The organism is Streptococcus sp. 27098_8_22 (assembly GCF_041432415.1).
Lineage (GTDB): Bacteria > Bacillota > Bacilli > Lactobacillales > Streptococcaceae > Streptococcus > Streptococcus pseudopneumoniae_M.
On sequence record NZ_JAPVZP010000001.1, the window covers coordinates 668,148 to 691,907 of the forward strand.

Here is a 23,760-nt window from a genome sequence, read left to right on the forward strand (position 1 = left end):
CTATTATAGCATATTCCCAGAAGGAAAATTGCTCTATATTTTAGTTTTTTCTCTGTAAATTTTACCATTCAAGCAAAAACGAACAAACATAACATTTGTTCGTTTTTTTGATTTATTAAGCTTTAACTTCGATGATTGCATCACCCTTAGCAACTGTTCCAGAAGCAACTGGATTTACTGAAGCAAAGTCTGCAGTGTTTGTTACGATAACCATTGTTGTGTTATCAAGACCAGCAGCAGCAATCTTAGCTGAGTCAAATGTTCCAAGAACATCTCCAGCTTTAACCTTATCACCTTGAGCAACTTTATGGTTGAATCCTTCACCGTTCATTGAAACAGTGTCGATACCAACGTGGATCAAAATTTCAGCTCCGTTAGCTGTTCTTAGGCCATAAGCATGTCCTGTTGGGAAGACAATTGTCACTTCAGCATCAGCCGGTGCGTAAACAACATCTTCACTAGGTTTTACAGCGATACCTTGTCCCATGGCTCCACTTGAGAAGACTGGATCATTCACATTTGAAAGAGCAACGACATCACCAACGATTGGTGTTTGGATAACACCTTCGCTTGGTGAAACCACAGTACCAGTTACTGCTTCTTCAGTCAAACGATCTGTTTCAGCTTCAGTAATAGCACCTGCAGCTTCTTCTACTTCATCTTCATAACCAAACATGTAAGTAAGAGCGAAACCAAGTGCAAATGATACAGCTACCATAAGAAGGTATTGTAGAAGTTGTCCGTTACCAATGTAAAGCATTGTACCAGGGATGATTGTGATACCATTACCAGTACCAGCAAGTCCAAGGATAGATGCCAATCCACCACCGATTGCACCAGCAATCAATGAAAGGAAGAATGGTTTACGGAAACGCAAGTTAACCCCGAAGATAGCAGGCTCAGTAATACCTAGGAAGGCAGAAAGAGCAGCTGGGAAAGCAAGTGTTTTAAGTTTAGGATTTTTAGTTTTCACACCAACGGCTACTGTCGCAGCACCTTGAGCAGTCATGGCAGCTGTGATGATAGCGTTGAATGGGTTAGCATGGTCAGCAGCAAGCAATTGAACTTCAAGCAAGTTGAAGATGTGGTGAACACCTGATACGACGATTAATTGGTGAACTCCACCAATCAAGAAACCACCAAGTCCGAATGGCAAGTTAAGAATTGCTTTAGTTCCAATGAGAATGTAGTTTTCAACAACGTGGAAGACTGGTCCGATAACAAACAATCCAAGAATTGACATTACAAGGAGTGTTACAAACGGTGTTACCAAGAGATCAAGTACATCTGGAACAACCTTACGAACTGCTTTTTCAAACTTAGCTCCGACAACCCCGATGATGAAGGCTGGAAGAACTGAACCTTGCAAACCTACAACTGGGATAAATCCGAAGAACTGCATTGCAGTTACTTCACCACCAGACGCAACAGCCCAGGCATTTGGAAGTGAACCAGAAACGAGCATCATACCAAGAACGATACCAACAGCTGGGTTACCACCGAATACACGGAAAGTTGACCAAACAACCAAACCTGGCAAGATAATAAAGGCAGTGTCTGTCAAGATCTGAGTATAAGTTGTCACATCTTCTGGAAGTGTCATTCCAAGAGCAGTCAAGAGACCACGAACACCCATGAAGAGACCAGTTGCTACGATAACTGGAATGATTGGAACGAAGACGTCACCGAAAGTACGGATGGCACGTTGGAACCAATTTCCTTGTTTAGCAGCTTCTGCTTTCATTTCAGCTTTTGTTGAAGTTGGCAAACCAAGGGCTACAACTTCATCGTACATCTTGTTTACTGTACCAGTACCAAAGATGATTTGGTATTGACCTGAGTTAAAGAAAGCACCTTGAACTTTTTCCAAGCTCTCGATAGCATCTTTGTTGATCTTTGCTTCATCTTTAACCATAACGCGAAGACGAGTAGCACAGTGCGCAACACTGTTAACGTTCTCACGTCCGCCCAAGGCTTCGATGACTTTTTTTGCAATTTCTGTATTCGTCATTTGCAAAAATCTCCTTATAAAAAATTTGTAAAATGTTTGAAAGCGATTTTATCCGCCCTACGCATATAATTCTATCATGTTTTTAAAATATGTCAAGCGTTTTGCAGAAAAAATTTTAGCATTTTGAATTTTTTGATTGTTTTTGATGTTTTTAAAATAAAACAAGCAATATTTTACCTATTATTGTGAGGTTTTTAAAGATTTTTTTGCAAATTCTTTCATTTTTTCATTTATTTTCATAAAATTATTCAAACTGTTTCTGTCAATCGTTTGACATTTTTTTCTTAATTTTATGATAAAAGACTTGCTTTTTTAAAAGGAAACGTTTACTATAAAGATAGTAGAATTTATGGAGGGAATAGAAATGGAATGGACTACTGAACGTCGTTACAGACGTTATGAAGATTGGACACAAGAAGAAAGAAAAGAAATCCAAGAAAAGATGGCACAATCCCCATGGCATGTCAGCTATCACATTGAACCAAAGGAAGGACTCCTTAACGATCCGAACGGTTTTTCTTACTTTGATGGCAAGTGGGTTGTCTTTTACCAAAACTTCCCCTTTGGTGCAGCTCATGGATTGAAATCTTGGGTTCAGCTTGAAAGCGACGACTTGGTTCACTTTACTGAAACAGGTGTAAAAATCTTACCTGACACTCCACTTGATAGCCACGGCGCTTACTCTGGATCTGCTATGCAGTTTGGCGATCAGTTATTCCTATTTTATACGGGAAATGTCCGTGATGAAAACTGGGTGCGTCACCCTTATCAAATCGGTGCCTTAATGGATAAGGACGGTAAGATTGAAAAAATTGATAAGGTCTTGATTGATCAACCGGCTGATGCAACTGACCACTTCCGCGATCCACAGATTTTTAACTTTAAAGGACAATACTACGCAATCGTTGGTGGACAAGACTTGGAGAAAAAAGGATTTGTCCGTCTCTACAAAGCTATCGATAATGATTATACAAACTGGCAAGAAGTTGGTGATTTGGACTTCAACAATGACCGTACTGCCTATATGATGGAGTGCCCAAATCTTGTCTTTGTCGGAGAACAACCTGTCCTTCTCTACTGCCCACAAGGTTTGGATAAAAAGGTTCTTGACTATGACAATATCTATCCAAATATGTATAAAATTGGTGCTTCCTTCGATCCTGAAAATGCTCGTTTGGTAGATGTGTCTGAACTACACAATCTAGACTATGGTTTCGAAGCATATGCTACTCAGGCCTTCAATGCTCCTGATGGACGTGCCTTAGCAGTAAGTTGGCTTGGTTTACCAGATGTTTCTTATCCATCTGATCGCTTTGATCACCAAGGAACTTTCTCATTAGTCAAAGAACTTACCATTAAAGATGGCAAACTCTATCAGTATCCTGTAGCAGCCATCAAGGAACTCCGTGCTTCAAAAGAGGAATTTTCAAATCGTTCTGAAACTAAGAACACCTACGAACTTGAACTGAACTTAGAGGCTAATAGTCAAAGTGAAATCATACTTCTTGCTGATAAAGACGGCAAGGGGCTCTCTATCAATTTCGATCTTGTCAATGGCCAAGTAACCGTTGACCGCAGTCAGGCAGGTGAGCAATACGCTCAAGAATTTGGAACTACTCGCTCATGTCCAATTAATAACCAAGCAACTACCGTAAATATCTTCATCGATAATTCAGTCTTTGAAATTTTCATTAATAAAGGAGAAAAAGTATTTTCTGGTCGTGTCTTCCCACATGAGAACCAAAATGGAATCATGATTAAATCTGGAAACCCAACTGGAACTTACTACGAATTAGAATATGGTCGCAAAACTAACTGATGTCGCAAAATTGGCTGGCGTCAGCCCTACTACCGTTTCACGTGTCATCAATAAAAAAGGCTATCTGTCTGAAAAAACCATTCAAAAAGTCAATGAAGCTATGCGTGAGCTGGGATATAAACCTAATAACTTAGCTCGAAGTCTTCAAGGAAAATCAGCCAAGTTAATCGGTTTGATTTTCCCAAAAATCAGCCATGTTTTCTATGCTGAATTGATTGACAAATTGGAACACGAACTCTTCAAAAAAGGTTACAAGACAATCATCTGTAACAGTGAGCACGATTCGGAAAAAGAACGTGAGTATCTTGAAATGCTAGAAGCCAACCAAGTGGATGGCATCATCTCTGGTAGCCATAACTTAGGGATCGAAGACTACAATCGCGTCACAGCACCAATTATCTCTTTTGACCGTAACCTATCACCGGACATTCCTGTTGTTTCCTCTGATAACTATGCTGGTGGAGTCCTTGCAGCTCAAACTTTAGAGAAAACTGGAGCTAAGTCTGTTATTATGATTACAGGTAATGACAACTCCAATTCACCAACTGGACTTCGGCATGCAGGCTTTGCTTCTATCTTCCCTAAAGCTCCCATCATCAATATTTCCAGTGACTTTTCACCCCTCCGCAAGGAAATGGAAATCAAAACTATCCTAACTAAACAAAAACCAGATGCTATTTTCGCATCGGATGATTTGACAGCCATCTTAGTGATGAAGATCGCTCAGGAACTTGCTATTTCTGTTCCAGAACAACTTAAGGTTATTGGATACGACGGAACTTATTTTATCGAGAATTTCTATCCTCACCTTACTACCATTAAACAACCCTTGGAAGAGATTGCGCGCCTAACAGTTGATTTGCTCTTACAAAAAATTGAAGGTAAAGAGGTTGCTACCACTGGTTATTTCTTGCCAGTCTCCCTTTTACCAGGTAAAAGTATTTAAACAAAAAACTCGGACTGAATCAGTCTGAGTTTTTTCTTATGATCTAAATTTTTTCAAGAGTGTTTGGGCTTTTTCTAAATTAAAAGTTTTTTCAGCAATCAAGCTTTCTACCAACTTAGGCACTTCTGCCTCTGTAGCTCCTGCAAGGAGGGCTAGTGACTTCGCTTGAAGTTTCATGTGTCCATGCTGAATTCCTGTGCTGACAAGAGCTTTAAGAGCTGCAAAATTTTGTGCAAGACCAATTGACACGATAATTTGAGCCAATTCCTTAGCTGATGGATGACCTAGCAAGTCATGGCTGAGAACTACACGAGGATTAAGACCAATTGATCCACCCTTGGTAGCAACTGGCATCGGCATAGTCATCTCTCCTATTAGCTCTTCTGTTTCCAAATCCATCGTCCAACGACTAAGGCCTCGATAGGAACCATCATGACTGGCATAGGCATGTGCTCCCGCTTCAATGGCCCGCCAATCATTTCCAGTAGCAATCAAGAGAGCATCGATTCCATTAAAGATTCCCTTATTGTGAGTAGCTGCTCGATAAGGATCTGCTTGAGCAAACTGGCTGGCTAAAACCATTTTTTCTGCTAGTTCACGTGCTTCATCCTTCTGGCGACTCAAATAACGAAAGGCAATCCGACAAGTTGCAGTTACTAGAGAATCTGTTGCGTAGTTGGATAGAATGCCCATTAAACTTTGCCCTTGACTTAGAGCCTCTAAGCTAGGTTTTAAAGCCTCAAGCATAGTATTGAGCATATTGGCTCCCATGGCTTCTTGAGTATCTACATAGAGATAAACCACTAAAAAGTCCGTCTCACCAGAAATTTTCTCAACTGTTAGCTCTCTAGCTCCACCACCACGTTTGACAATAGAGGGATAGGCTTGGTTTGCTTGTTCGAGCAACTCTGCTTTTTGACTCAGAATAGCCTCACAAGCTTTATCCCTATCTGAAACCTGATAAAGAGCTACCTGACCAATCATTTGGCGTTGATGAACCTGAGCAGTAAAACCACCCGCACGTTTGATAATCTTACTTGCAAAACTAGCTGCAGCAACGACGGATGGTTCTTCTGTTACATAAGGAACGGTGTACTCTTGACCGTTTACCAGTACTTCTGGAACTACTGAGTATGGGAGAGAAAAGGTCCCCACCACATTTTCACTCAATTGGTCCGCAACTGCTAGACTGAGATTTTCATTTTGCTCAAGACTTTCTTGGGCTTCAATAGAAGTAAGCGCCTGAGACTTAACTAGTTCTAGGCGCTCTTGAATTGATTTTTTAGCAAATCCATTCCAGTTTTTTTTCATTATTTTTCAACCTTGCTGTAGCGACGTTGGTGGTCTACAATCTCAACCAGAGCATAATCCTGCCCTTCATAGCCTGACATGGTTGCAGAACCTGACTCATCCAAGTTTGCTTCCTCAAAGAAGATTCGTTCATAATCAGCTACGCTCAATGCTTGACGCTGGTCTAGCAATTCTAAGCGATTTTTCTGCAATTGCTGTTCATAGCCTTCAACCAATTCTACACTAAAGAACTCAGATACAGCACCACTACCATAGCTGTAGAGGGCAATCTTATCCCCAGCTTTCAGACTATCAGAATTTTCAAGAAGAGACAAGAGTCCTAAAAAGAGTGAACCCGTATAGATATTTCCAACTTTTTGGCTATAAATAATAGATTCATCAAAGTGCTTTTGAAGTAAATCCTTTTTCTCTTGAGGTAGAGATTTATCAAGAATTTTTTTCAATCCCTTGAGAGCTAGTTTCGGATATGGCAAGTGGAAACAAATAGCCTCAAAATCATCCAAAGTACAGTCATAACGCTTTTGGTACTCTTCCCAAGTCGTTTTTAAGCTATCAAGATACTGTTGCGTTGAGTAGACTCCATTTACAAATGGTGTCGTGGAATAATTTGGACGCCAAAAGTCCATAATATCACGAGTCTGCGCAACATTATCGTTGTTGAAAGTCATGATACGTGGATTCTGACTAATCAGCATAGCGACACTACCTGCCCCCTGGGTCGGTTCACCTGGAGTTTCGATTCCATATCTTGCAATATCACTAGCAAGGACCAAAACCTTAGATTTTGGGGAATTTTCTACGTGTAGCTTAGCATAGTGAAGGGCCGCAGTTGCACCATAGCAAGCTTCTTTGATTTCAAAACTACGAGCAAAAGGTTGAATTCCAAGCAAACCGTGTACAAAAACCGCAGCAGCCTTACTTTGATCGACTCCAGATTCTGTCGCTACGATAACCATATCAATCTCTTGCTTCTCTTCTTCAGTCAGGATAGAACTTCCTGCACTGGCAGCCAAGGTCACAATATCCTCTGTTAAAGGAGCAATACTCAATTCTTTTAAAAGGAGTCCTTTACTCAATTTTTCAGGATCAATTCCTCGGGTTTCTGCTAAATCTTGTAATTTCAAAACGTATTGACTGGTCGCAAAACCAATCTTATCAATACCGATTGTCATATTTACCTCTATTTTTATCATTCATTGTAAAAAATCGTTCACCTCTATTTTATCACAATTGAGATCAAATGAGCGAAAAAAGACTTGATTCACCAAATCAAGTTCATTTTCAAAACCTTGTCTCATTTTTAGGCTAGTCCAACAAACAGAACTTTAGGGCTATAAAAAATCGAGTCTTAGCTAGCTCGATTCTTTTTGAGATAATGATACAATTTCAACAAAACTGTTCCACTGGCCATTCCAATGGAGATAACGAGAGCCAACATCATGACTAACATGGCACTAGAAATGGCATGACTGTAGTCACCTGTAACGAAGAAGGAAGTGGTTCGATAGGACAGATAACCTGGTACTAGTGGTGCCAATATTGCCAGAGCAAAAACAACTGCTGGTGTCTTATAGAGGATACTCATAATTTGGCTGACACAAGAACCAATCACAGCAGCAATAAAGGTTGCCAAAATGACATTGGTTGGTTCCTTAAGTATTAGATAGAGTAGCCAGATAGACATCCCTAAAACTCCACCAGGAATCAGCATGGAACGCTGGACATTTAAAACGATTAAAAACGTGATAATGGCAAGCAAACTTGCCAGAGCTTGCAATAAAAATGTTGTTAGTGTCATATTAGTTCATTAGTACGAGGGCGACTGATGTTCCAGCCCCTAAGGCAAGGGTAATCAGCAAGGATTCAAACATCTTGCTCATACCAGAGTTAATGTGATTGGTCATAATATCTCGAACAGCATTGGTCAGGGCAATTCCAGGTACAAAAGGCATAACCGCACCCGCAATCACCAAATCCGCCGTCGATGGTAAACCAGAATAGCGCGCCCAAAATTGTGCAATCAAACCAAAGACAAGAGCACCTGCAAAAGCTGTCATAAAAGGAATACGAATAAACTTCTCTACATAGAGAGAGCAAGTAAAGGCAAATAAGGTCGCCACTCCCGCTCCGATGGCATCATAGACATTCCCCCCAAACATGATAGAGAAGAAGGGAGCACTGAGAGCCGCTGCAGCAGTTAGTTGAACATTGGTATAGGGAGACGCCTTAGCATTTAATTCCTTTAATTGGATAAAGGCTGTCTCCAGATCAAGCTGTCCTGCTACAAGCTGCCTTGAAATTTGGTTAACATCACATACCTTCTCAATATTATAAGAGGAGGATGTCACTCGCTTCATACGAGAGATATTTGTATTTTCAATGGAGAAAAAAATGGCGGCAGGCATGGCCAAAACATTACAATCCATAATGCCCTGTGAATGAGCAATCCGAATCATGGTATCTTCAACACGATAAATCTCAGAACCATTGCGAAGCAGAATTGTTCCAGCTAGCATGACGACATCAATAACTGCATTCAGTTTTTTTGATTCTTCCATATTTCCCTCCTTTTTCAAACTCCATTTTATTTTATCATAATTTCGGAGGAAAAAAAATCTTTGTCACAAAAACTGTGACAAAGATTGGTTTATATATAGAGAGTCTATTGATTTCGTTGACTTCCAGTTCCATCTTGTGTAGGAGTCGTTGGATGGTTACCCTGCGTAGGGTTTGTAGGGTTTGTTGTGTCAGTTTGACCAGAATTATGTTCTGACGAAGGTTGACTAATTGGTGGTGAAGTTTTTTTAGGTTTATAAATATAGAGTTTAACTATCGGATTGCTTAAATCAAGTTTTTCATCCGGTGCGGGACTTTGTTTCGCAATCTCACCTTCTTTAATTCCTTCTTGTGCTATCTCCACTTCTTTAATTTCAATTCTATCTTCACTAATACCAATACTTTTAAGATTATTTTTAGCAAATTCAAGATTTGAGCCAATGTAGTTTGGCATAGTTATCGTCGTCACCTTTTTCTTCTTAGCAACAGTTAAAACGATAGAAGTGGCCTTGGTAAGATCATAGGTCGTCCCTTCTGAAAGGCTCTGTTTTAAAACAACACCGGGTTCCGATTCACTGGACTCTTCTTCCTCAATCTTAATCAGATTTTCAGGAACTTTGTTTTCCTTGAGCTCAGCAATGACATCAGTCGATTTCCGACCGATGTAATTACCAATCTTAAAGGATTGCTTACCAGACGAAATAATCAGATTAATCTTACTCCCCTCTTTTCGGTTACTACCCGCCTCAGGGTCTGTCCGAATCACTCGCCCTTCCTCGACTGTTTCACTAGCTTCCGTTTTCTCATCACCAACTTCAAAGTTGGCTTTTTTCAAGGTTTCCTTAGCTTCAGCAACTGTTTGACCTGCTACATTTGGAATATCGATGTTAGCTGGTGTTCTGGATAAAATCCACACCAGAGAAGCGGCAACCAGTACGAAACTTGCTAGTAGAACTAGATAACGTGCTTTAAAACGACGTTTTTTCACTGGTTTTTCCACAGATTTTTTAGCGCTTACTTCTGGGCTAGCTTTAGTTGCCTGATGGGCATCTGCCTGTGGTTGAACCTTAGGAATAGAGGTCAAGGTTGTTTGAGAAACCTTTGGCAATGTCTTTGTGTCCGCCTTAGTAGCATCATCAAAAACAAGTTTAGGTTCATTTCTGCGGTTATAAGATAGACTGCTAGATAAATCAACATACATCTCTGAAACCGACTGATATCGATCTGTTAGCTTTTTAGCAGTTGCTTTGATAACCACATTCTCCAAAGCTTGTGGAACAGATGGATTTTCAGCTATGACCGAAGGAAGAGGTTTTTGAAAATGCTGGAGAGCGATGGTTACTGCACTATCGCCATCATAAGGGATATGCCCTGTCAGCATTTCATAGAAAATAATCCCCATGGCATAAATGTCACTTTGGAACGTTGCTTTAGAACCACGAGCCTGCTCAGGTGACAAGTAGTGGACAGAGCCCAGCATAGAGTTGGTCTGAGTCAGACTGGTCTCTGCAAAGGCTACGGCAATCCCAAAGTCCGTTACCTTAGCCGTCCCATCCGGAGTTAAAAGGATGTTTTGAGGCTTTAAGTCACGATGGACAATACCTTTAGTGTGCGCCAAGCGCATCGCTAAGAGAATCTGACCCATGATACGGACAGCTTCTTCATTTGAGAGGGGATGGTGTTCCTTGATATAGCGCTTGAGATCAAGACCAGCTACATATTCCATAGCTAGGTACTGTTGACCGTCCTCTTCGCCGATATCCGTTATCCGAACGATATGGGGATGATCTAAGTCAGCCATTGCACGCGCTTCACGCTGAAAACGCGCAACAGCAATCGGGTCAGTCTGGTAGTTAGTCCTCAAGACCTTAACAGCTACCTCTTCCCCGTCTAAGATCAAATCCTTGGCCAGGTAGACATCTGCCATACCTCCACGGCCAATTTGTTTGATAATCCGATACCGCCCGGCAAAAATCTTGCCGATTTGGATCATAGTGCCGCCTCCTCCTCAATCGAAACAAGGGCAACTGTAATATTATCAAGCCCTCCGGCATTGTTGGCAAAGCGTACCAAAGTGGCTGCCTTATCATCAAGAGAGATATCGCTAGTCACAATATCATAGATCTCACTACCTGAAATCATATTGGTTAGACCGTCACTATTCATGACCAGATAGTCACCTGCTTCCAAGCTGACAATTCCTAAGTCAGGTTGAATTTCATCTTTTTGTCCGATAGATTGAGTGATAATATTCTTTTGTGGATGTGCTTCAGCTTCTTCAGGTGTCAATTGACCCGCCTTGAGCAATTCGTTAACCAAGGAATGATCGCTTGTCAGTTGACGGTACTCTTCTCCTCGAATGAGACCGATACGAGAATCTCCAATATGAGCGTAAATAGCTTGATGATCAATGATTGCAAGGGCTTCTAGAGTTGTCCCCATTCCCTTATAGGCTTCATCACGCCCCATTTGATAAATCTTTTGATTTTCAACTTCTAAATGGTGGGCAAACCATTCGCGAACTTCATTAACGGTGTCAATCTGCGTATCAACCCAGGCAACACCCAAATCAGTTACTGCCATCTCGCTGGCAATATTACCTGCACGGTGTCCTCCCATCCCATCAGCCAAGATGATCATTGTACGACCGGCACGGTTGACAAAAAGATTGACATAGTCTTGATTATTTGTACGTTTCTGACCCACATCTGTTAATAATGAAATCTCCATTGTGTCAGTTCCTTCCTAATTGGATATCTTACGAAATTGGCTGATAAAGAATCCATCACTTCCGTATAATTCCGGAGTAATGAGGATACAGCCATCTTTTAGGATATCCTTACATTCATGTTCTAGTTTAACCTGCTCAAAGTCGGGATGACTTTCTAAAAAAGCTTGAACCACTTGAAAGTTCTCTTCCGAGACAATAGTACAGGTACTATACGTTATTATACCACCTTTACGTAGCGTTTGACAAACACTACCTAATATTTCCAATTGAATTTCCTGTAATGACGCGAAATCTGCTGTCTCTTTATTATATTTGATATCTGGTTTTCGACGCAATAGACCAATCCCTGAACAAGGAGCGTCAACTAAAATTTTATCAAATTGATCCTTACCAAAAAATTCATGCACTTTTCGAGCGTCCAGTTTTTGCGTTTGGACACGGTCCGCTACACCTAAACGCTGAGCATTCTCTTGAATCAAAGTGAGTTTGTGGTCATAGAGATCTAGAGCCGTTACCTGACCTGTCGTCAGATAGGATGCCATATGGGCGGTCTTTCCGCCAGGAGCTGCACAAGCATCTAAAACCTGCTCGTCGCCTTGTAGCTCTAGTGTCGGTGCAACCAGTTGACTTGACTCATCTTGGATAGTAATAAGTCCTTCTGAAAACAATTCATGACTAGCAAAATGCCCCTGTTCCTTAACCAGACCAGCAGGAGATAAATGAGAATCACTTGCACCAAGCAGGGCTTTAATTTCCTCTTTTCGGCTCAAATCTGTCACACGGATACTGGCTTTATTACGCCTCAATAGACTTTCAAAAATCGCTTGCGCTCTCTCATCACCGTACTCTTCCTTTAGCTTAGAAACCAACCAAACTGGAAGAGAGAAAGCAATAGAATCACGCTTATTTTTACGTTTGATAGAGGCAATATCTGGCAAGCCCTCACGCAAGATACAGCGCAGAACAGCATTGACTAGTTTTTCGCTCCCCTTTTTTCGAAATTTAGCAATTTCAACTGCTTCATTGACCACTGCATGGTCAGGTAGCTTATCTAGATATTGGAGTTGATAGACACTCATGAGAAGAAGAACATAGAGCCAACTATCTAGCTTCTCTCTGTCTTGGATAAAATGAGACAAGTACCATTCCAGAGTAAGTTTTCGAGCTACGGTTCCGTAAACAAGTTCTGTCACCAAGCCTTTATCTGCCGCTGACAGTTGACTTCCCTTGAGGTGTTTATTTAAGGCGATATTGGAGTATGCTTGTTGGATAAAGACATCCTCCAATACCTCTAAAGCTAAACTTCTAGCCGTTTCTACTTTAGTCACCAAATCGTTCTCCTACAGCCAAAGTTCGTCCCACACCGTTAAGGAAGGAAGCAATGTCCATCTTAGGTTTTCCTGCTGGTTGAACCTGTTTGAAAGACAGGGCTCCTTCTGCTGTTGCGACAATCAATTCTTTCTTACCGATAGAGATAATCTCACCTGGATTCCCCTCGCCTTCTACAGGCAGAGCTTCATAGATTTTGAAGCGTTCGCCCTTTAGAAAAGTGTGGGCAACTGGCCAAGGATTCATCCCACGGATTTGGTTAAAGAGTTGACGATTGGTCTTGTACCAGTCCAACTTTTCTTCTTCAGGTTTGATATTAGGCGAAAATGTAACCTGGCTTGGGTCCTGTGGTTGAGGCTGAATCTCGCCAGCAATGTATGCAGGCAAAGTATCCAAAAGCAAATCACGACCAACAATCGCCAATTTCTCAAACAAGGTTCCTACATTGTCCTCATCAGTAATGGGAATACTACGACGAGAAATCATATCTCCTGCATCCATTTCCTTGACCATTTCCATAATGGTTACTCCTGCCTCCTCATCACCCTGAATCAAGGCATAATGGATAGGAGCACCACCACGGTGTTTAGGAAGGAGCGAAGCATGAACATTGACTGCAAAATCCATGCTATCAAGGAGTTTACTTGGGAGGAATTGTCCAAAAGCTGCTGTTACAATCCCATCAGCTCCCAAATTCATGATGGCTTCCATTTCTGGACTACCTGATAATTTTTCAGGTTGGTAGATAGGTAGGCCTGCCTCTTTGGCTGCTTGTTTGACTGGGGTTTCTTGGATGACTTTTTTACGTCCAACCGCACGGTCTGGCTGAGTTACAACTGCAACAATCTCGTAGCGATCATCTGTCAAAAGTCCCTTTAAAACAGTCGCTGAAAATTCAGGCGTTCCCATAAATATTAGTTTTGTCATATCTTCTCCTTCTTATAAAAATTGTTGCGGTTCGTGGTCAATACTGAGACGAAGTTCACTATTTTCCCGTTCTTGTGTCAAGGCCAAGACCTGGTTAAGGGTTGGACCTAGCTCATCTTCTAAACGGTATTTAATTAAAATCTGATAATGATAGAGGTTATGAGTCCGAGCAATAGGTTTTGGCGTTGGTCCAAGGATGATACTAGCATCCGACAAACCTGACCGCAATATTTCCATGACTTGATAAGCACGTCTAAGAACCTCTTCTTCTTTCTTATGAGACAAGGTAATTCCAATTGTGAAATAATAAGGTGGATAACCCAACTGACGTCTGATACCCATTTCATAGGCATAAAAGCCTTCATAGTCCTGATCCTTGGCAAAGCGAATAGCATAGTGCTGAGGATTGTAAGACTGGATCAAGACCTGCCCAGCTTTTTCAGCCCTTCCTGCTCGTCCTGCCACCTGGGTCAAGAGTTGGAAAGTTCTCTCAGAAGAACGGAAATCAGGAAGGTTCAAGGCTGTATCCGCATTGAGAACACCAACCAAGGTTACATTTGGAAAGTCCAAGCCCTTGGCAATCATCTGGGTTCCTAGCAATATGTCCGCTTCACCATTGCCAAATTGTTCAAGTAAAGCTTGGTGACTACCCTTTTTACGAGTTGTATCCACATCCATGCGCAGAATACGTGCCTCTGGAAAGAGTTCAGCTAGCTCATCGTAGGCCTTCTGAGTTCCTGTTCCATAGTAACGAATACTGCGACTCTGACAGTTTGGACAGACATGAGGAATTTCCTTAGAAAAACCACAATAATGACAATTCATAGTTTTAGTATCCATGTGCAGAGTAAGAGAAATATCACAGTTTGGACAGGTATCCACGGCCCCACATTCCCGGCACATGACAAAACTAGAATAGCCACGGCGGTTGAGCATGAGAACCACTTGCTCTTTTTTATCCAGTCGATCTTGTATTGCCTCAATCAGTGGTGGTGTAAAGTTGGACGTTTCATTCTGCCCGATATAGTCACGGAAGTCAATCAGTTGAACCTCAGGAATACTTGCTAAAGGATTGGCCCGTTGCGTCAGGCGTAGATGTTGATAGACACCCTTGCCAGCACGCGCACGACTTTCTAGACTCGGGGTTGCAGAACCAAGGACTAATGCTGCTTGATTGTACCGGGCACGTAAAAGAGCCACATCCCTAGCATGATAACGCGGATTGCTGTCTTGCTTGTAGCTAGCCTCATGCTCTTCATCGATAATGATAACACCTAGATTTTTTAAAGGTGCAAAAATAGCAGACCTGGCCCCAACAACTACCTGAGCATCACCACGCTCCACCTTGCGCCACTCATCATACTTTTCACCATTGGACAAGCCTGAGTGGAGGATGGCAACTTGCTCACCAAAACGAGCAATAAAGCGCTCCGTCATTTGAGGTGTCAGAGAGATTTCCGGAACTAGAACAATCGCTGTTTTTCCCATATCCAGGGTACCTTGGATAATCTGCAAGTAAACCTCGGTTTTCCCACTTCCAGTGATTCCTTGTAGAAGAAATGGAGGATGTTGCTTTCCGATCGATCCAACAACCGCCTCACAGGCTTCTTTTTGCTCCGGATTTAACTCTAAGGCTTGATTTGACTCGATTCCTTCAAAGTAGGCAGCTGAACGTTGAACTTCCTTTTGAAAAATCGCCAAAGCACCCTGTCCCACAAAGAAGTTAACTTGTTCCCGTGAGTAATGTTCTAACAAAGCAGCCAAAGGAGTACTTTCTGGATGTGCTAATAAATAATCTCGCAATTCCAATTTCTTCTTGGCACGGTTTGAGATTTCTAGCTGTTCTAACTGTTCAAGATGAACTTCAACCCAAGACTGTATTTTAACCTTCTTCTGGTCTATAGCCTGATACTCTAACTTCAAAAGTCCTTTTCGAGTCAATCGCATCATCTCGGCCTGCTTTTTCAAGTCAAGCGATGAAAAGGCTAGAGAATCTTGCGAACCAAACAAACGGTCTCTATCTTTCTGACTCAAGCCTTCCAGAGGATAGAGGATCTTATCATAGCTAGAGTTCAAAAATCCAGGGAGCATGGCTTTTAAGATAGAAATTTTGTATGAGAAGACTGATTTACGTAGTTCCTCTGCTAGCCAGAGTTGTTCCTTTGTTAAAATAGGAGAAAAGTCCAGCACCTCGGCAATTTCTTTTAAGTCCTCGTCTGCCACATCTGCATCAGATTGAGACTCCAACCCAAGAACAATTCCCTGAATCAAGCGATTGGCCTTCCCAAAAGGTACATGAACCCGCATGCCAACTTTCAGCATCTCTTCAAATTCCTCTGGAATCTTGTAGCTATAGGGCTGGTCTGTCTGCATCAAGGGAACATCCACAATGATTTTTGCAATAGCCATATCCTCACCTCCTTCTCTTCTTAAATCCTTTTAATTAATTGAGTATTCTTGCAATAGAAAAAATAAGATTGAGTCCCCCCAACCTTAAATTTTTTCACCTTCTTCTTTTTCTTTCGCGATTTGCTCTTTAATTTTCTTTTCTTCTTCTTCTTTCAATCGTCTTTCTTCTTCGATACGACGACGAACAGCTTCGCGTTTTCCTTCTGGATCTGGGTGGATGGTTACATTCCCAGATTCAATTTCTTCCAGAGCACGAAGAGTAGATTTTTCAGATTTAAATTCTTGAGTAGCAGGTGCTCCAGCTTCTAATTCGTGAGCACGCTTTGCTTCCAAGATGACGAGTGAATATTTTGATGGTACCTTATCAAGCAAGGTATCAATAGAGGGTTTAAGCATCATTTGTTTGTACCTATTTTCTATAGTTTATCGAATAGTCGGAGACTTTGGTAGCATATCCTGATAATGACCAATCACGCGGTCTACACGGAAATGTTCAGCTTCAATGACACGTTTCACACGTTCTGCTGCAAGAGGAACATGATCATTTACAATAGCGTAGTCATACTCACGCATCAAAGCAATTTCTTCCTTAGCTTTTTCGATACGCTGGGCAATCACTTCTGCACTATCGGTACCACGGCCTACGAGACGGTCTTGCAATTCTTCCAAATCTGGTGGTGTCAAAAAGATAAAGACAGCATCTGGCACTTTTTTCTTGACCTGGAGAGCTCCCTGCACTTCAATTTCAAGAAAGACATCGATTCCCTTATCAAGTGTTTCGTTGACATAGGTCAGAGGAGTTCCGTAGTAGTTGCCTACATACTCTGCATACTCTAACATCTGCCCTTGACGGATCAATTCTTCAAATTCTTCACGCGTACGGAAGAAATAGTCAACTCCGTCTACTTCACCTGGACGTTGAGCCCGTGTTGTCATAGATACAGAATATTGGAATTGATTTTCAGAACTCTCAAAAATTTCTCGTCTAACCGTTCCTTTTCCAACTCCTGAAGGACCTGAAAAAACGATTAGTAAGCCACGGTCTGCCATTATGTCTCCTTTGGATAGTTTGTGAAATGCCTTGGAAATTCATTCAGAATTCTCTTTGTGAAGGCATTTCTGCTTACTACAATCTTTCTATCTAGTGTAACAAAAAAGCAGTAATTTTTCAACTGCTCTTTCTTATTTATTTTGCATAATCAACTGCACGAAGTTCACGAATCACGGTTACCTTGATATTTCCTGGGTAATCGAGGTTGCTTTCAATTTTCTCACGAACTTTGTGAGCTAAGATTGTGACCTTGTCGTCCTTGATTTGACCTGGATTTACCATGATTCGGATTTCACGACCTGCTTGAAGGGCAAAGCTATTTTGAACTCCTTCAAAGCTATTAGCGATTTCCTCTAAATCATGGAGACGTTTGATGTAGCTTTCAAGCGATTCACTACGAGCTCCTGGACGGGCTGCGCTTAAGGCATCCGCTGCAGCAACGATGACTGCGATCACACTTTCAGGCTCTACATCTCCGTGGTGACTGGCAATAGTATTCACCACAACTGGGTGTTCCTTGTACTTGCGAGCCAATTCCGTACCAATCTCAACGTGGCTACCTTCCACCTCACGGTCAATGGCTTTCCCAATATCGTGAAGGAATCCCGCGCGACGAGCAAGGGTAGCATTTTCACCAAGTTCGCTAGCCATGATACCAGCCAACTTAGCCACTTCAATCGAGTGGTGCAAGACATTTTGTCCGTATGAAGTACGGAACTGCAAGCGACCCATGATCTTCATCAAGTCAGGGTGAAGGTTCGGTGCACCAATTTCATAGGCTGCAGCTTCACCATATTCACGAATCTTGTTATCAATCTCTTGACGATTTTTCTCAACCAACTCTTCGATACGAGCTGGGTGAATACGTCCATCCTTAAGCAAGGTTTCCATAGTCATACGGGCAATCTCGCGACGGATAGGATCAAAACCTGACAAGGTTACCACTTCTGGCGTATCATCAATGATGACATCAACCCCTGTCAAACTTTCAAAAGTACGGATATTACGTCCTTCACGACCAATGATACGACCTTTCATCGTATCATCAGGCAGATGAACCGTAGAGTTGGTAGACTCAGCCACATACTCACCAGCAATTCTCTGCATGGCTTGAGACAAGATATCCTTAGCCAATTTGTCTGAACGTTCCTTAACTTCTTGCTCAGCCTCACGAATGCGACTAGCAATTTCCTTAGTCAAGTTTTCCTCTGTCTGGGCTAAGATAATGTCTTTTGCTTCCGACTGAGTCAGACTTCCGACACGCTCTAGTTCAGCTTGCTTTTGTTTCTCAATTTCTTCTAGTTGCTCTTCACGTACATCAAGGTTTTTTGCTCTATCAGAAATACTTTGTTCTTTTTGTTCAAGTGTTTTTTCTTTGTTCGTCAAATTGTCATCTTTACGATCAAGACTGCTAGCACGTTCGGTCAAACGACTTTCGATTTGCTTGAGTTCTTGACGTTCTGATTTAAATTCAGCGTCCACTTCTTCACGGTATTTTCTGGCTTCTTCTTTGGCCTCCAATAGTGCTTCTTTTTTAAGAGACTTGCTTTCGCTCTTAGCTTCATTGAGTAATAAATCCGCTTCGCGCTCAGCTTGTCCTCGTAAATTAGTTGCTTCTTGTTCAGCATTTAAAAGCATCAGCTCTGCAGCCTCTTGTGATGATTTCATCTTGACTGAGATGCTGACATATCCAATGACTAAACCAATGATGACGGCAAAAACAACGATAACAATCGCCATAATTTCCATGTTTTTACCTCAATTTATTTGTTTATCCGAATGATATGCATTCTTATACATTCTACCATAAAAAATCATTTTTAACAAACCTTAAATGGAAGATGTTTTGGTCATTTCAAGGCTAAAAATCCTTATTTTTCCTAATAAAATAGGCTGTTCTCCCTTATTAAATTTTTAAAGATTTTTTTCAAAAAAAGTTAAAAAGTCTACCTTTCAGTAGACTTAATAATGATCCTTAAAGGACAAGAAAGCGATGCTATCTCCATCCATCATGTAAATCAAGCGATTTTCTGCGTCAATACGCCGTGACCAGGCTCCTTGGTAGTCATATTTGAGTGGTTCTGGTTTACCAATTCCTGTAAATGGATCACGTTGAATATCCTTAATTAGTTTGTTGATTCTTTTTAATGTTTTCTTATCTTGGTTTTGCCAATAGCAATAATCTGCCCAGGCATCCTCTGTAAACTTGAGTAGCATCCATCATTCCTCAATCACATGCACCTGAGTGTGTCCCGCACGAACTTGGGACATTCCTCGCAAGACCTTGTCAGAAAGCTCCTTATTCTGAGCAATTCTCAAAGTTTCTTGAATACTATCCCACTCGCTCTTTGAAAGGACTACAATGTCCTCGTCAGGATTTTTATTGACCACCGTCAAAGGCTCAAACTCATCGTTTACCTTCTTCATATAATCCTTCAAATGATTTCGGAATGTTGAGTAAAGAACTGCTTCCATAACCATACCTCGTTTTACCTCTTTTCCACTATTATACACAAAAAGAAAGAAATTGTCAGGAACTTGTACAAGTTTTTTCTTTTCTATCTATTTATTCGAAAAAATCTCAAAAAGCCTACCTTTCAGTAGACTTAGTTTGATTCTATTCTATTGGGTACTCTGCCGAAATTCTGCTCTTCTATACTTGGATGTCCCAGTTGATAAATTTGGTCTGCCTTTTGAGTCATAGCATCCCAAGGTTCTTTACCGATTCGGCTGACGAGATTGACCTGCTCCTTGAGAGCTTTAAGGTGTTGTCTGCCTTTTTCGGTAAAACCAAGGATGTGAATACCTTCTGGCAGGCCACTTTCTCTGGCCTGCACCAAGGTATAGGTCAAGAGGCGTCTGACACGGGCCTTGGTGTAGCGTTTGGTCGCCACTAACTCAACCAATTCTTCTACAGACTGGGCTGTTTTGATGGCTTCCTTAATGCGCACAGCCATCTCTTGATTAACCTGATAGATAGTAGTTAGTTCTGGATTTGACAAGATTTGATAGCGTAAAAGCGGAAAATAATCTTCCCAGCTCACCTTACTAGCATTTTCAAAAAGGGCAAGAGAAGGCATAAAGCGTTCTAAGAAATCTTTATCACTTTGGTGCTGACGGAGAGCTGTGGCCGAGGCAAAGTCTACATCCTTGTTCACAGAATGATAGCCGGCTCCTTGACGCTGAATCGGATGAAGTCTGATGTTTCGTCCTGCAACCGCCTTGGCATAAGCGAGAGCAAGGACATGATTGGGCGTATTGCCTGAAAAATCAAGACCTGCAAATTCCTTCCACATAGCTTGCGTTTTCTGAGGGTAGGAGAGAGAGTCAGGTAAATTATCCACAAATTTCTCCATCTCAGCACCTTTCTCTGTGTATAAGTCAGCAATTTTCTGGTAATCCAGAACTTCCTCTGTCCCGAAAGCAAGAGTGTTAATCCCCAAACGAACCAAGATAGCCACTGCACCCTGACCGAAAAAATCTGCTGCTTGGACACTAACTAAAAAGGGCAATTCTACCACTAAGTCCGCCCCATTTTCCAGCGCCATCTGAGCCCGTGTCCACTTATCCACGATAGCAGGCTCCCCACGCTGCATGAAATTCCCAGACATGACAACGATTTTCAGTCCCTCTGCCTGTTCCAGTAGGTATTTGTGGCCATTATGAAAGGGATTGAACTCCGCGATAATACCTGTAATGGTCATGGAAATCTCCTACTTCTGAGCAACGAAAAACCAACGGGTACTGGTTTCTGTTGGCTCCTTGTCTTCAAAGTCCGCAAAGAGTTTGAAGGACTTGAAACCAGCCTGCTCCAGCAAAATATCATAGGTCAAGACCTCGTAAGTCCGTTCCTCATGTACCTCATCATGACGGCTAAAGGAACCATCTGCCTCCTTGACAAAGAAGGTCAGTTCATGCACGATGGAGTGAGGAGCATCGTCCTCATAGGTATCCCACAGCATGGCAAAGTCTTCGGCGTTTTCATGGTAGGAATAGCCTGGGAAGACCTCATCTGTCTGGTAAGTCGAATGCACATCAAAGATAAAGATACCATTTTCATTGAGGGCATTATAAACTTCCTTAAAGACATCCCCGACTTCCACCTCATCCTGCATATAACAGATAGAGTCCGAATAACAAGTGACAAAGTCGTATTTACCAGCCTTGGACAAATCCAGCATGTTGCCTTCAATGAAATCAATCTTTTGCTTGGCTGAAGCCGCTCTCTTTTCGGCAATCTTCAACATATCCGCACTCAAATCAAGTCCAGTCACATCAAAACCAGCTTGAGAAAAGCGCACAGACTGGATCCCTGTCCCGCAAGCAAGCTCCAATAGTTTCTTTCTGTCCTTGGTTTTAGGCAAATGACGTAGAGAAAAATCCGTCCATTTATCGTATAAACTATCATCCATCACAGCATCGTAAACAGCCGCAAAGGTTTCATAAGTTGCCATAATCATGATACCAAGAGCCCCATGGTAAACACCACTAGCCCTTACCTTTCTAACAATTTTCTTCTAACATAAGCAAATAAAACCCAGTTGATTACAACTGAGTTCATCTTCTATGCTAAGGCTTCTGAAATGTCTACAGAATTTGCCTCATGCCATAGTTTTTCGAGGTTATAGTGGGCACGCATTTCTTCTGAGAAGATATGCACTACGACACCACCGAGGTCTAGTAGTACCCAGCCTCCAGCTGCATCGCCTTCAACATGGCTACCTTTAAAGCCAGCTTCAGCTACTTTTTCACGGATATTGTCAGCGATAGCATCCAACTGACGACTATTCATAGAACTAGTGATGACAAAGTAGTCAGTCACGCTAGTCAAATCTTGTACATCAAGTGCGAGGATATCCTCTGCACGTTTCTCATCAGCCGCTTTCACGACTAGTTCTAGTAATTCTTTTTCGTTCATTTAATCCTCTTTTAAAAAATATTTTTACAATCTAGGACATCTGCAAAGCGATCCTCCCAAATGTCCTCATAAAATTCATTTATCGTTTCAGCTGGAATGTCATCCCCATCAAACGTTGTGCAAGTTCCTTCTGGAATAATAAGCTTATAGCCATATTCAAAAGCAACCTTGACAGAGGTATCCACACAATATTCTGTCTGCATACCACATAAAACTAATTTTTTAATCCCCTGTTTATCCAAGTATTCTTTTAAGCCAGTTTCTTTGAAAATACTATTATACTTCTTCTGAAAGACCATTTCATCAGGTTTTCGATTTAAAAGCGCAGATAACTGCCAATCTTCTGATGTTTGGGCTTCAGGGTTCTCAATATGTTGAACATAGATAATTTCGATATTCTTACTTCTAGCTTGGTTTTGTAAATAAGAAATTTTTTCCAATAGACCTTTTGTCTGAAACCCCGTTTCCACTAAAATATTTTGTACATCAATAATGATAAAAGCCGTCTTCATTTAATCCTCTTTCAAATAGTGCACAAAGGCGTTATAGGTTTCAAGGGTTTGGGGATAGATGGGAAAACCCTGGTGAGCTAAATGCTCCACAGTACGAGCTGTTTCGTAGGCCACAGCCTTATTGAGCGATTGCTCAGCAATCTCACGTGCCTGGTCCACACCTGGAAAGGCACGATTGTGCTCGATATAGTCTGCGACGTAGATAACCTTATCAAGGTCTGTCATCTGACTTGCTCCGACTGTATGAATTTCGATAGCCCGTAAAATTTCAGGATCTTGCAAGTTCAAATCTTCCTGAATTTTGTAAATGCCGACCATACCATGCCAGACATTATTGCCCCAGTTTTTAAGGTCTGGATCTAGTTGATATCGATCAATCAAGTCTAGAAACTCTTGATCTGATAGTTTTTTAGCATAATCATGAAGTAGCCCTGCTAGACCTGCCTTCTCAACATCCACACCAAAGCGCTGAGCCAATTCTATGGCTGCACGCTCTACACCCAGACAATGGGTTAGACGTTTTTCAGGTAGGAGCTCTGCCATTTTTTCCAACAATTCTTCACGGGAACAGTTGATGTAGTCTTGGTATGCCATCAGTAAAGCCCTTCTTTCTCGATATAGTCTAGCACTGGTTTGGGTAGGAGAAAGTTGGGTGTGCGTCCTTGGGCGATGAAATCACGCACCATACTAGATGAAATATCCATGAGAGGCACATCCACCCAGATAACGGGATAAGAAGTCCCTGCCTTGTAACGTGGGCGCTGAACTCCTACAAACTGAACCATGTCAACCAGGTCGTCAATTCGATACCACTTAGGCAGATAGTCCACCATGTCAGCTCCGATAATGAAATAATAATCCGTATCTGGATGTTGCTCTGTCAAAATCTTCATGGTGTCGTAGGTGTAGGAAATGCCCTTGCGCTCTAGCTCAATAGTCTCAATAGCTAAACCTTCGATTCCGTCAATTGCCAATTCAAGCATTTTGAGACGGTGGTGTTCAGGAATGGTTTCCTTTTTATCTACGTGAGGTGGTTGATATTCGGGCATGAGCAAGACCTGATCCAATCCCAACTGCTGGCGGACTTGGTCTGCCACGATAAGGTGGGCGTTGTGAACAGGGTTAAAATTCCCCCCTAAGATTCCAACTTGCTTGCGTTTTTTATCCTTGATTTCTGGCTCTAACTCCACTTTGGTAAAGGGAGTTAATAATTCGATTGCCATAGGTTAATCTCCTTTAC

At 41.7% G+C, this 23,760-nt stretch carries 23 protein-coding genes; 2 read left to right on the forward strand and 21 right to left on the reverse strand.

Annotation, left to right across the window (positions count from 1 at the left end; all coding sequences use genetic code 11):
* Nucleotides 1-115 precede the first annotated feature (115 nt).
* Nucleotides 116-2,011: a sucrose-specific PTS transporter subunit IIBC gene (locus O3633_RS03210; RefSeq protein WP_371620366.1), complete on the reverse strand. Its 1,896-nt coding sequence runs from the start codon at nt 2,009-2,011 to the stop codon at nt 116-118.
* A gap of 364 nt (nt 2,012-2,375) precedes the next feature.
* Here O3633_RS03210 and O3633_RS03215 point away from each other — a divergent pair, with 364 nt between their 5' ends.
* The gene (locus tag O3633_RS03215) at nt 2,376-3,830 is read left to right on the forward strand and encodes a sucrose-6-phosphate hydrolase (protein ID WP_371620367.1); all 1,455 of its coding nucleotides are present in this window, start codon (nt 2,376-2,378) and stop codon (nt 3,828-3,830) included.
* Nucleotides 3,811-4,776, forward strand: coding sequence for a LacI family DNA-binding transcriptional regulator (locus O3633_RS03220; protein ID WP_254726861.1), 966 nt, complete (start codon nt 3,811-3,813; stop codon nt 4,774-4,776). The genes O3633_RS03215 and O3633_RS03220 overlap by 20 nt, the downstream gene beginning before the upstream one ends.
* Before the next feature lie 36 nt (nt 4,777-4,812).
* Here the strand turns inward: O3633_RS03220 and O3633_RS03225 are convergent, their stop codons facing one another.
* The 20 genes from O3633_RS03225 to O3633_RS03320 form a co-directional block, all read right to left on the reverse strand.
* Nucleotides 4,813-6,087 (reverse strand): hydroxymethylglutaryl-CoA reductase, degradative, encoded by a 1,275-nt coding sequence (locus tag O3633_RS03225; protein ID WP_371620368.1) that lies wholly within the window; start codon nt 6,085-6,087, stop codon nt 4,813-4,815.
* Nucleotides 6,087-7,259 carry a hydroxymethylglutaryl-CoA synthase gene (locus tag O3633_RS03230; protein ID WP_049529964.1) on the reverse strand — a complete coding sequence of 391 codons (1,173 nt, stop codon included), beginning with the start codon at nt 7,257-7,259 and terminating at the stop codon, nt 6,087-6,089. Before O3633_RS03230 ends, O3633_RS03225 begins: the two co-directional genes overlap by 1 nt.
* A 176-nt stretch (nt 7,260-7,435) precedes the next feature.
* Nucleotides 7,436-7,885, reverse strand: a complete 450-nt coding sequence (locus tag O3633_RS03235) for a threonine/serine exporter family protein (protein WP_045763178.1) — start codon at nt 7,883-7,885, stop codon at nt 7,436-7,438.
* 1 nt (nt 7,886) lies between these two features.
* Nucleotides 7,887-8,645 carry a threonine/serine exporter family protein gene (locus tag O3633_RS03240; protein WP_049529963.1) on the reverse strand — a complete coding sequence of 253 codons (759 nt, stop codon included), beginning with the start codon at nt 8,643-8,645 and terminating at the stop codon, nt 7,887-7,889.
* Between the two features lie 104 nt (nt 8,646-8,749).
* Nucleotides 8,750-10,636: a Stk1 family PASTA domain-containing Ser/Thr kinase gene (gene pknB, locus O3633_RS03245; RefSeq protein ID WP_049529962.1), complete on the reverse strand. Its 1,887-nt coding sequence runs from the start codon at nt 10,634-10,636 to the stop codon at nt 8,750-8,752.
* Entirely contained in the window at nt 10,633-11,373 is a 741-nt protein-coding gene (locus O3633_RS03250; protein WP_045763175.1) for a Stp1/IreP family PP2C-type Ser/Thr phosphatase, read from the reverse strand. Before O3633_RS03250 ends, pknB begins: the two co-directional genes overlap by 4 nt.
* Before the next feature lie 15 nt (nt 11,374-11,388).
* Nucleotides 11,389-12,702 (reverse strand): 16S rRNA (cytosine(967)-C(5))-methyltransferase RsmB, encoded by a 1,314-nt coding sequence (gene rsmB / locus O3633_RS03255; RefSeq protein WP_371620369.1) that lies wholly within the window; start codon nt 12,700-12,702, stop codon nt 11,389-11,391.
* Nucleotides 12,695-13,630 (reverse strand): methionyl-tRNA formyltransferase, encoded by a 936-nt coding sequence (gene fmt / locus O3633_RS03260; protein ID WP_371620370.1) that lies wholly within the window; start codon nt 13,628-13,630, stop codon nt 12,695-12,697. The genes rsmB and fmt overlap by 8 nt, the downstream gene beginning before the upstream one ends.
* A gap of 12 nt (nt 13,631-13,642) precedes the next feature.
* Nucleotides 13,643-16,039, reverse strand: a complete 2,397-nt coding sequence (locus O3633_RS03265) for a primosomal protein N' (protein ID WP_371620371.1) — start codon at nt 16,037-16,039, stop codon at nt 13,643-13,645.
* Nucleotides 16,040-16,123: 84 nt separating this feature from the next.
* Nucleotides 16,124-16,438 carry a DNA-directed RNA polymerase subunit omega gene (gene rpoZ, locus O3633_RS03270; RefSeq protein ID WP_006146546.1) on the reverse strand — a complete coding sequence of 105 codons (315 nt, stop codon included), beginning with the start codon at nt 16,436-16,438 and terminating at the stop codon, nt 16,124-16,126.
* A 24-nt stretch (nt 16,439-16,462) separates the two neighbouring features.
* A complete protein-coding gene (gene gmk / locus O3633_RS03275; RefSeq protein ID WP_000775049.1) occupies nt 16,463-17,089 on the reverse strand; it encodes a guanylate kinase in 627 nt (208 codons plus the stop codon).
* A gap of 136 nt (nt 17,090-17,225) precedes the next feature.
* Nucleotides 17,226-18,839, reverse strand: coding sequence for a ribonuclease Y (locus tag O3633_RS03280; RefSeq protein WP_049529959.1), 1,614 nt, complete (start codon nt 18,837-18,839; stop codon nt 17,226-17,228).
* 213 nt (nt 18,840-19,052) lie between these two features.
* Complete coding sequence (locus O3633_RS03285; RefSeq protein ID WP_049492101.1) at nt 19,053-19,307, reverse strand: Txe/YoeB family addiction module toxin; 255 nt, start codon at nt 19,305-19,307, stop codon at nt 19,053-19,055.
* A gap of 3 nt (nt 19,308-19,310) precedes the next feature.
* Entirely contained in the window at nt 19,311-19,565 is a 255-nt protein-coding gene (locus tag O3633_RS03290; RefSeq protein WP_186822552.1) for a type II toxin-antitoxin system Phd/YefM family antitoxin, read from the reverse strand.
* 131 nt (nt 19,566-19,696) lie between these two features.
* A complete protein-coding gene (locus O3633_RS03295; protein WP_049529958.1) occupies nt 19,697-20,794 on the reverse strand; it encodes a nucleotidyltransferase in 1,098 nt (365 codons plus the stop codon).
* A 9-nt stretch (nt 20,795-20,803) separates the two neighbouring features.
* Complete coding sequence (locus O3633_RS03300; protein ID WP_049530001.1) at nt 20,804-21,544, reverse strand: methyltransferase domain-containing protein; 741 nt, start codon at nt 21,542-21,544, stop codon at nt 20,804-20,806.
* A 110-nt stretch (nt 21,545-21,654) separates the two neighbouring features.
* Nucleotides 21,655-22,008 (reverse strand): ribosome silencing factor, encoded by a 354-nt coding sequence (gene rsfS, locus O3633_RS03305; protein WP_049503418.1) that lies wholly within the window; start codon nt 22,006-22,008, stop codon nt 21,655-21,657.
* 11 nt (nt 22,009-22,019) lie between these two features.
* On the reverse strand, nt 22,020-22,520 hold the full coding sequence (locus O3633_RS03310) for a cysteine hydrolase family protein (protein ID WP_371620372.1): 501 nt from the start codon (nt 22,518-22,520) through the stop codon (nt 22,020-22,022).
* On the reverse strand, nt 22,521-23,114 hold the full coding sequence (yqeK, locus tag O3633_RS03315) for a bis(5'-nucleosyl)-tetraphosphatase (symmetrical) YqeK (protein WP_371620373.1): 594 nt from the start codon (nt 23,112-23,114) through the stop codon (nt 22,521-22,523).
* Entirely contained in the window at nt 23,114-23,743 is a 630-nt protein-coding gene (locus O3633_RS03320) for a nicotinate-nucleotide adenylyltransferase (RefSeq protein ID WP_049529954.1), read from the reverse strand. The genes yqeK and O3633_RS03320 overlap by 1 nt, the downstream gene beginning before the upstream one ends.
* Between the last annotated feature and the right edge of the window lie 17 nt (nt 23,744-23,760).

Bases quoted from the DNA above. Each gene is read 5' to 3' on its own strand.
- O3633_RS03210 (WP_371620366.1), bottom strand. From the start codon at position 2,011: ATGACGAATACAGAAATTGCAAAAAAAGTCATCGAAGCCTTGGGCGGA.
- O3633_RS03215 (WP_371620367.1), top strand. From the start codon at position 2,376: ATGGAATGGACTACTGAACGTCGTTACAGACGTTATGAAGATTGGACA.
- O3633_RS03220 (WP_254726861.1), top strand. From the start codon at position 3,811: ATGGTCGCAAAACTAACTGATGTCGCAAAATTGGCTGGCGTCAGCCCT.
- O3633_RS03225 (WP_371620368.1), bottom strand. From the start codon at position 6,087: ATGAAAAAAAACTGGAATGGATTTGCTAAAAAATCAATTCAAGAGCGC.
- O3633_RS03230 (WP_049529964.1), bottom strand. From the start codon at position 7,259: ATGACAATCGGTATTGATAAGATTGGTTTTGCGACCAGTCAATACGTT.
- O3633_RS03235 (WP_045763178.1), bottom strand. From the start codon at position 7,885: ATGACACTAACAACATTTTTATTGCAAGCTCTGGCAAGTTTGCTTGCC.
- O3633_RS03240 (WP_049529963.1), bottom strand. From the start codon at position 8,645: ATGGAAGAATCAAAAAAACTGAATGCAGTTATTGATGTCGTCATGCTA.
- pknB (WP_049529962.1), bottom strand. From the start codon at position 10,636: ATGATCCAAATCGGCAAGATTTTTGCCGGGCGGTATCGGATTATCAAA.
- O3633_RS03250 (WP_045763175.1), bottom strand. From the start codon at position 11,373: ATGGAGATTTCATTATTAACAGATGTGGGTCAGAAACGTACAAATAAT.
- fmt (WP_371620370.1), bottom strand. From the start codon at position 13,630: ATGACAAAACTAATATTTATGGGAACGCCTGAATTTTCAGCGACTGTT.
- O3633_RS03265 (WP_371620371.1), bottom strand. From the start codon at position 16,039: ATGGCTATTGCAAAAATCATTGTGGATGTTCCCTTGATGCAGACAGAC.
- rpoZ (WP_006146546.1), bottom strand. From the start codon at position 16,438: ATGATGCTTAAACCCTCTATTGATACCTTGCTTGATAAGGTACCATCA.
- gmk (WP_000775049.1), bottom strand. From the start codon at position 17,089: ATGGCAGACCGTGGCTTACTAATCGTTTTTTCAGGTCCTTCAGGAGTT.
- O3633_RS03280 (WP_049529959.1), bottom strand. From the start codon at position 18,839: ATGGAAATTATGGCGATTGTTATCGTTGTTTTTGCCGTCATCATTGGT.
- O3633_RS03285 (WP_049492101.1), bottom strand. From the start codon at position 19,307: ATGCTACTCAAGTTTACAGAGGATGCCTGGGCAGATTATTGCTATTGG.
- O3633_RS03290 (WP_186822552.1), bottom strand. From the start codon at position 19,565: ATGGAAGCAGTTCTTTACTCAACATTCCGAAATCATTTGAAGGATTAT.
- O3633_RS03295 (WP_049529958.1), bottom strand. From the start codon at position 20,794: ATGACCATTACAGGTATTATCGCGGAGTTCAATCCCTTTCATAATGGC.
- O3633_RS03300 (WP_049530001.1), bottom strand. From the start codon at position 21,544: ATGGCAACTTATGAAACCTTTGCGGCTGTTTACGATGCTGTGATGGAT.
- rsfS (WP_049503418.1), bottom strand. From the start codon at position 22,008: ATGAACGAAAAAGAATTACTAGAACTAGTCGTGAAAGCGGCTGATGAG.
- O3633_RS03310 (WP_371620372.1), bottom strand. From the start codon at position 22,520: ATGAAGACGGCTTTTATCATTATTGATGTACAAAATATTTTAGTGGAA.
- yqeK (WP_371620373.1), bottom strand. From the start codon at position 23,114: ATGGCATACCAAGACTACATCAACTGTTCCCGTGAAGAATTGTTGGAA.
- O3633_RS03320 (WP_049529954.1), bottom strand. From the start codon at position 23,743: ATGGCAATCGAATTATTAACTCCCTTTACCAAAGTGGAGTTAGAGCCA.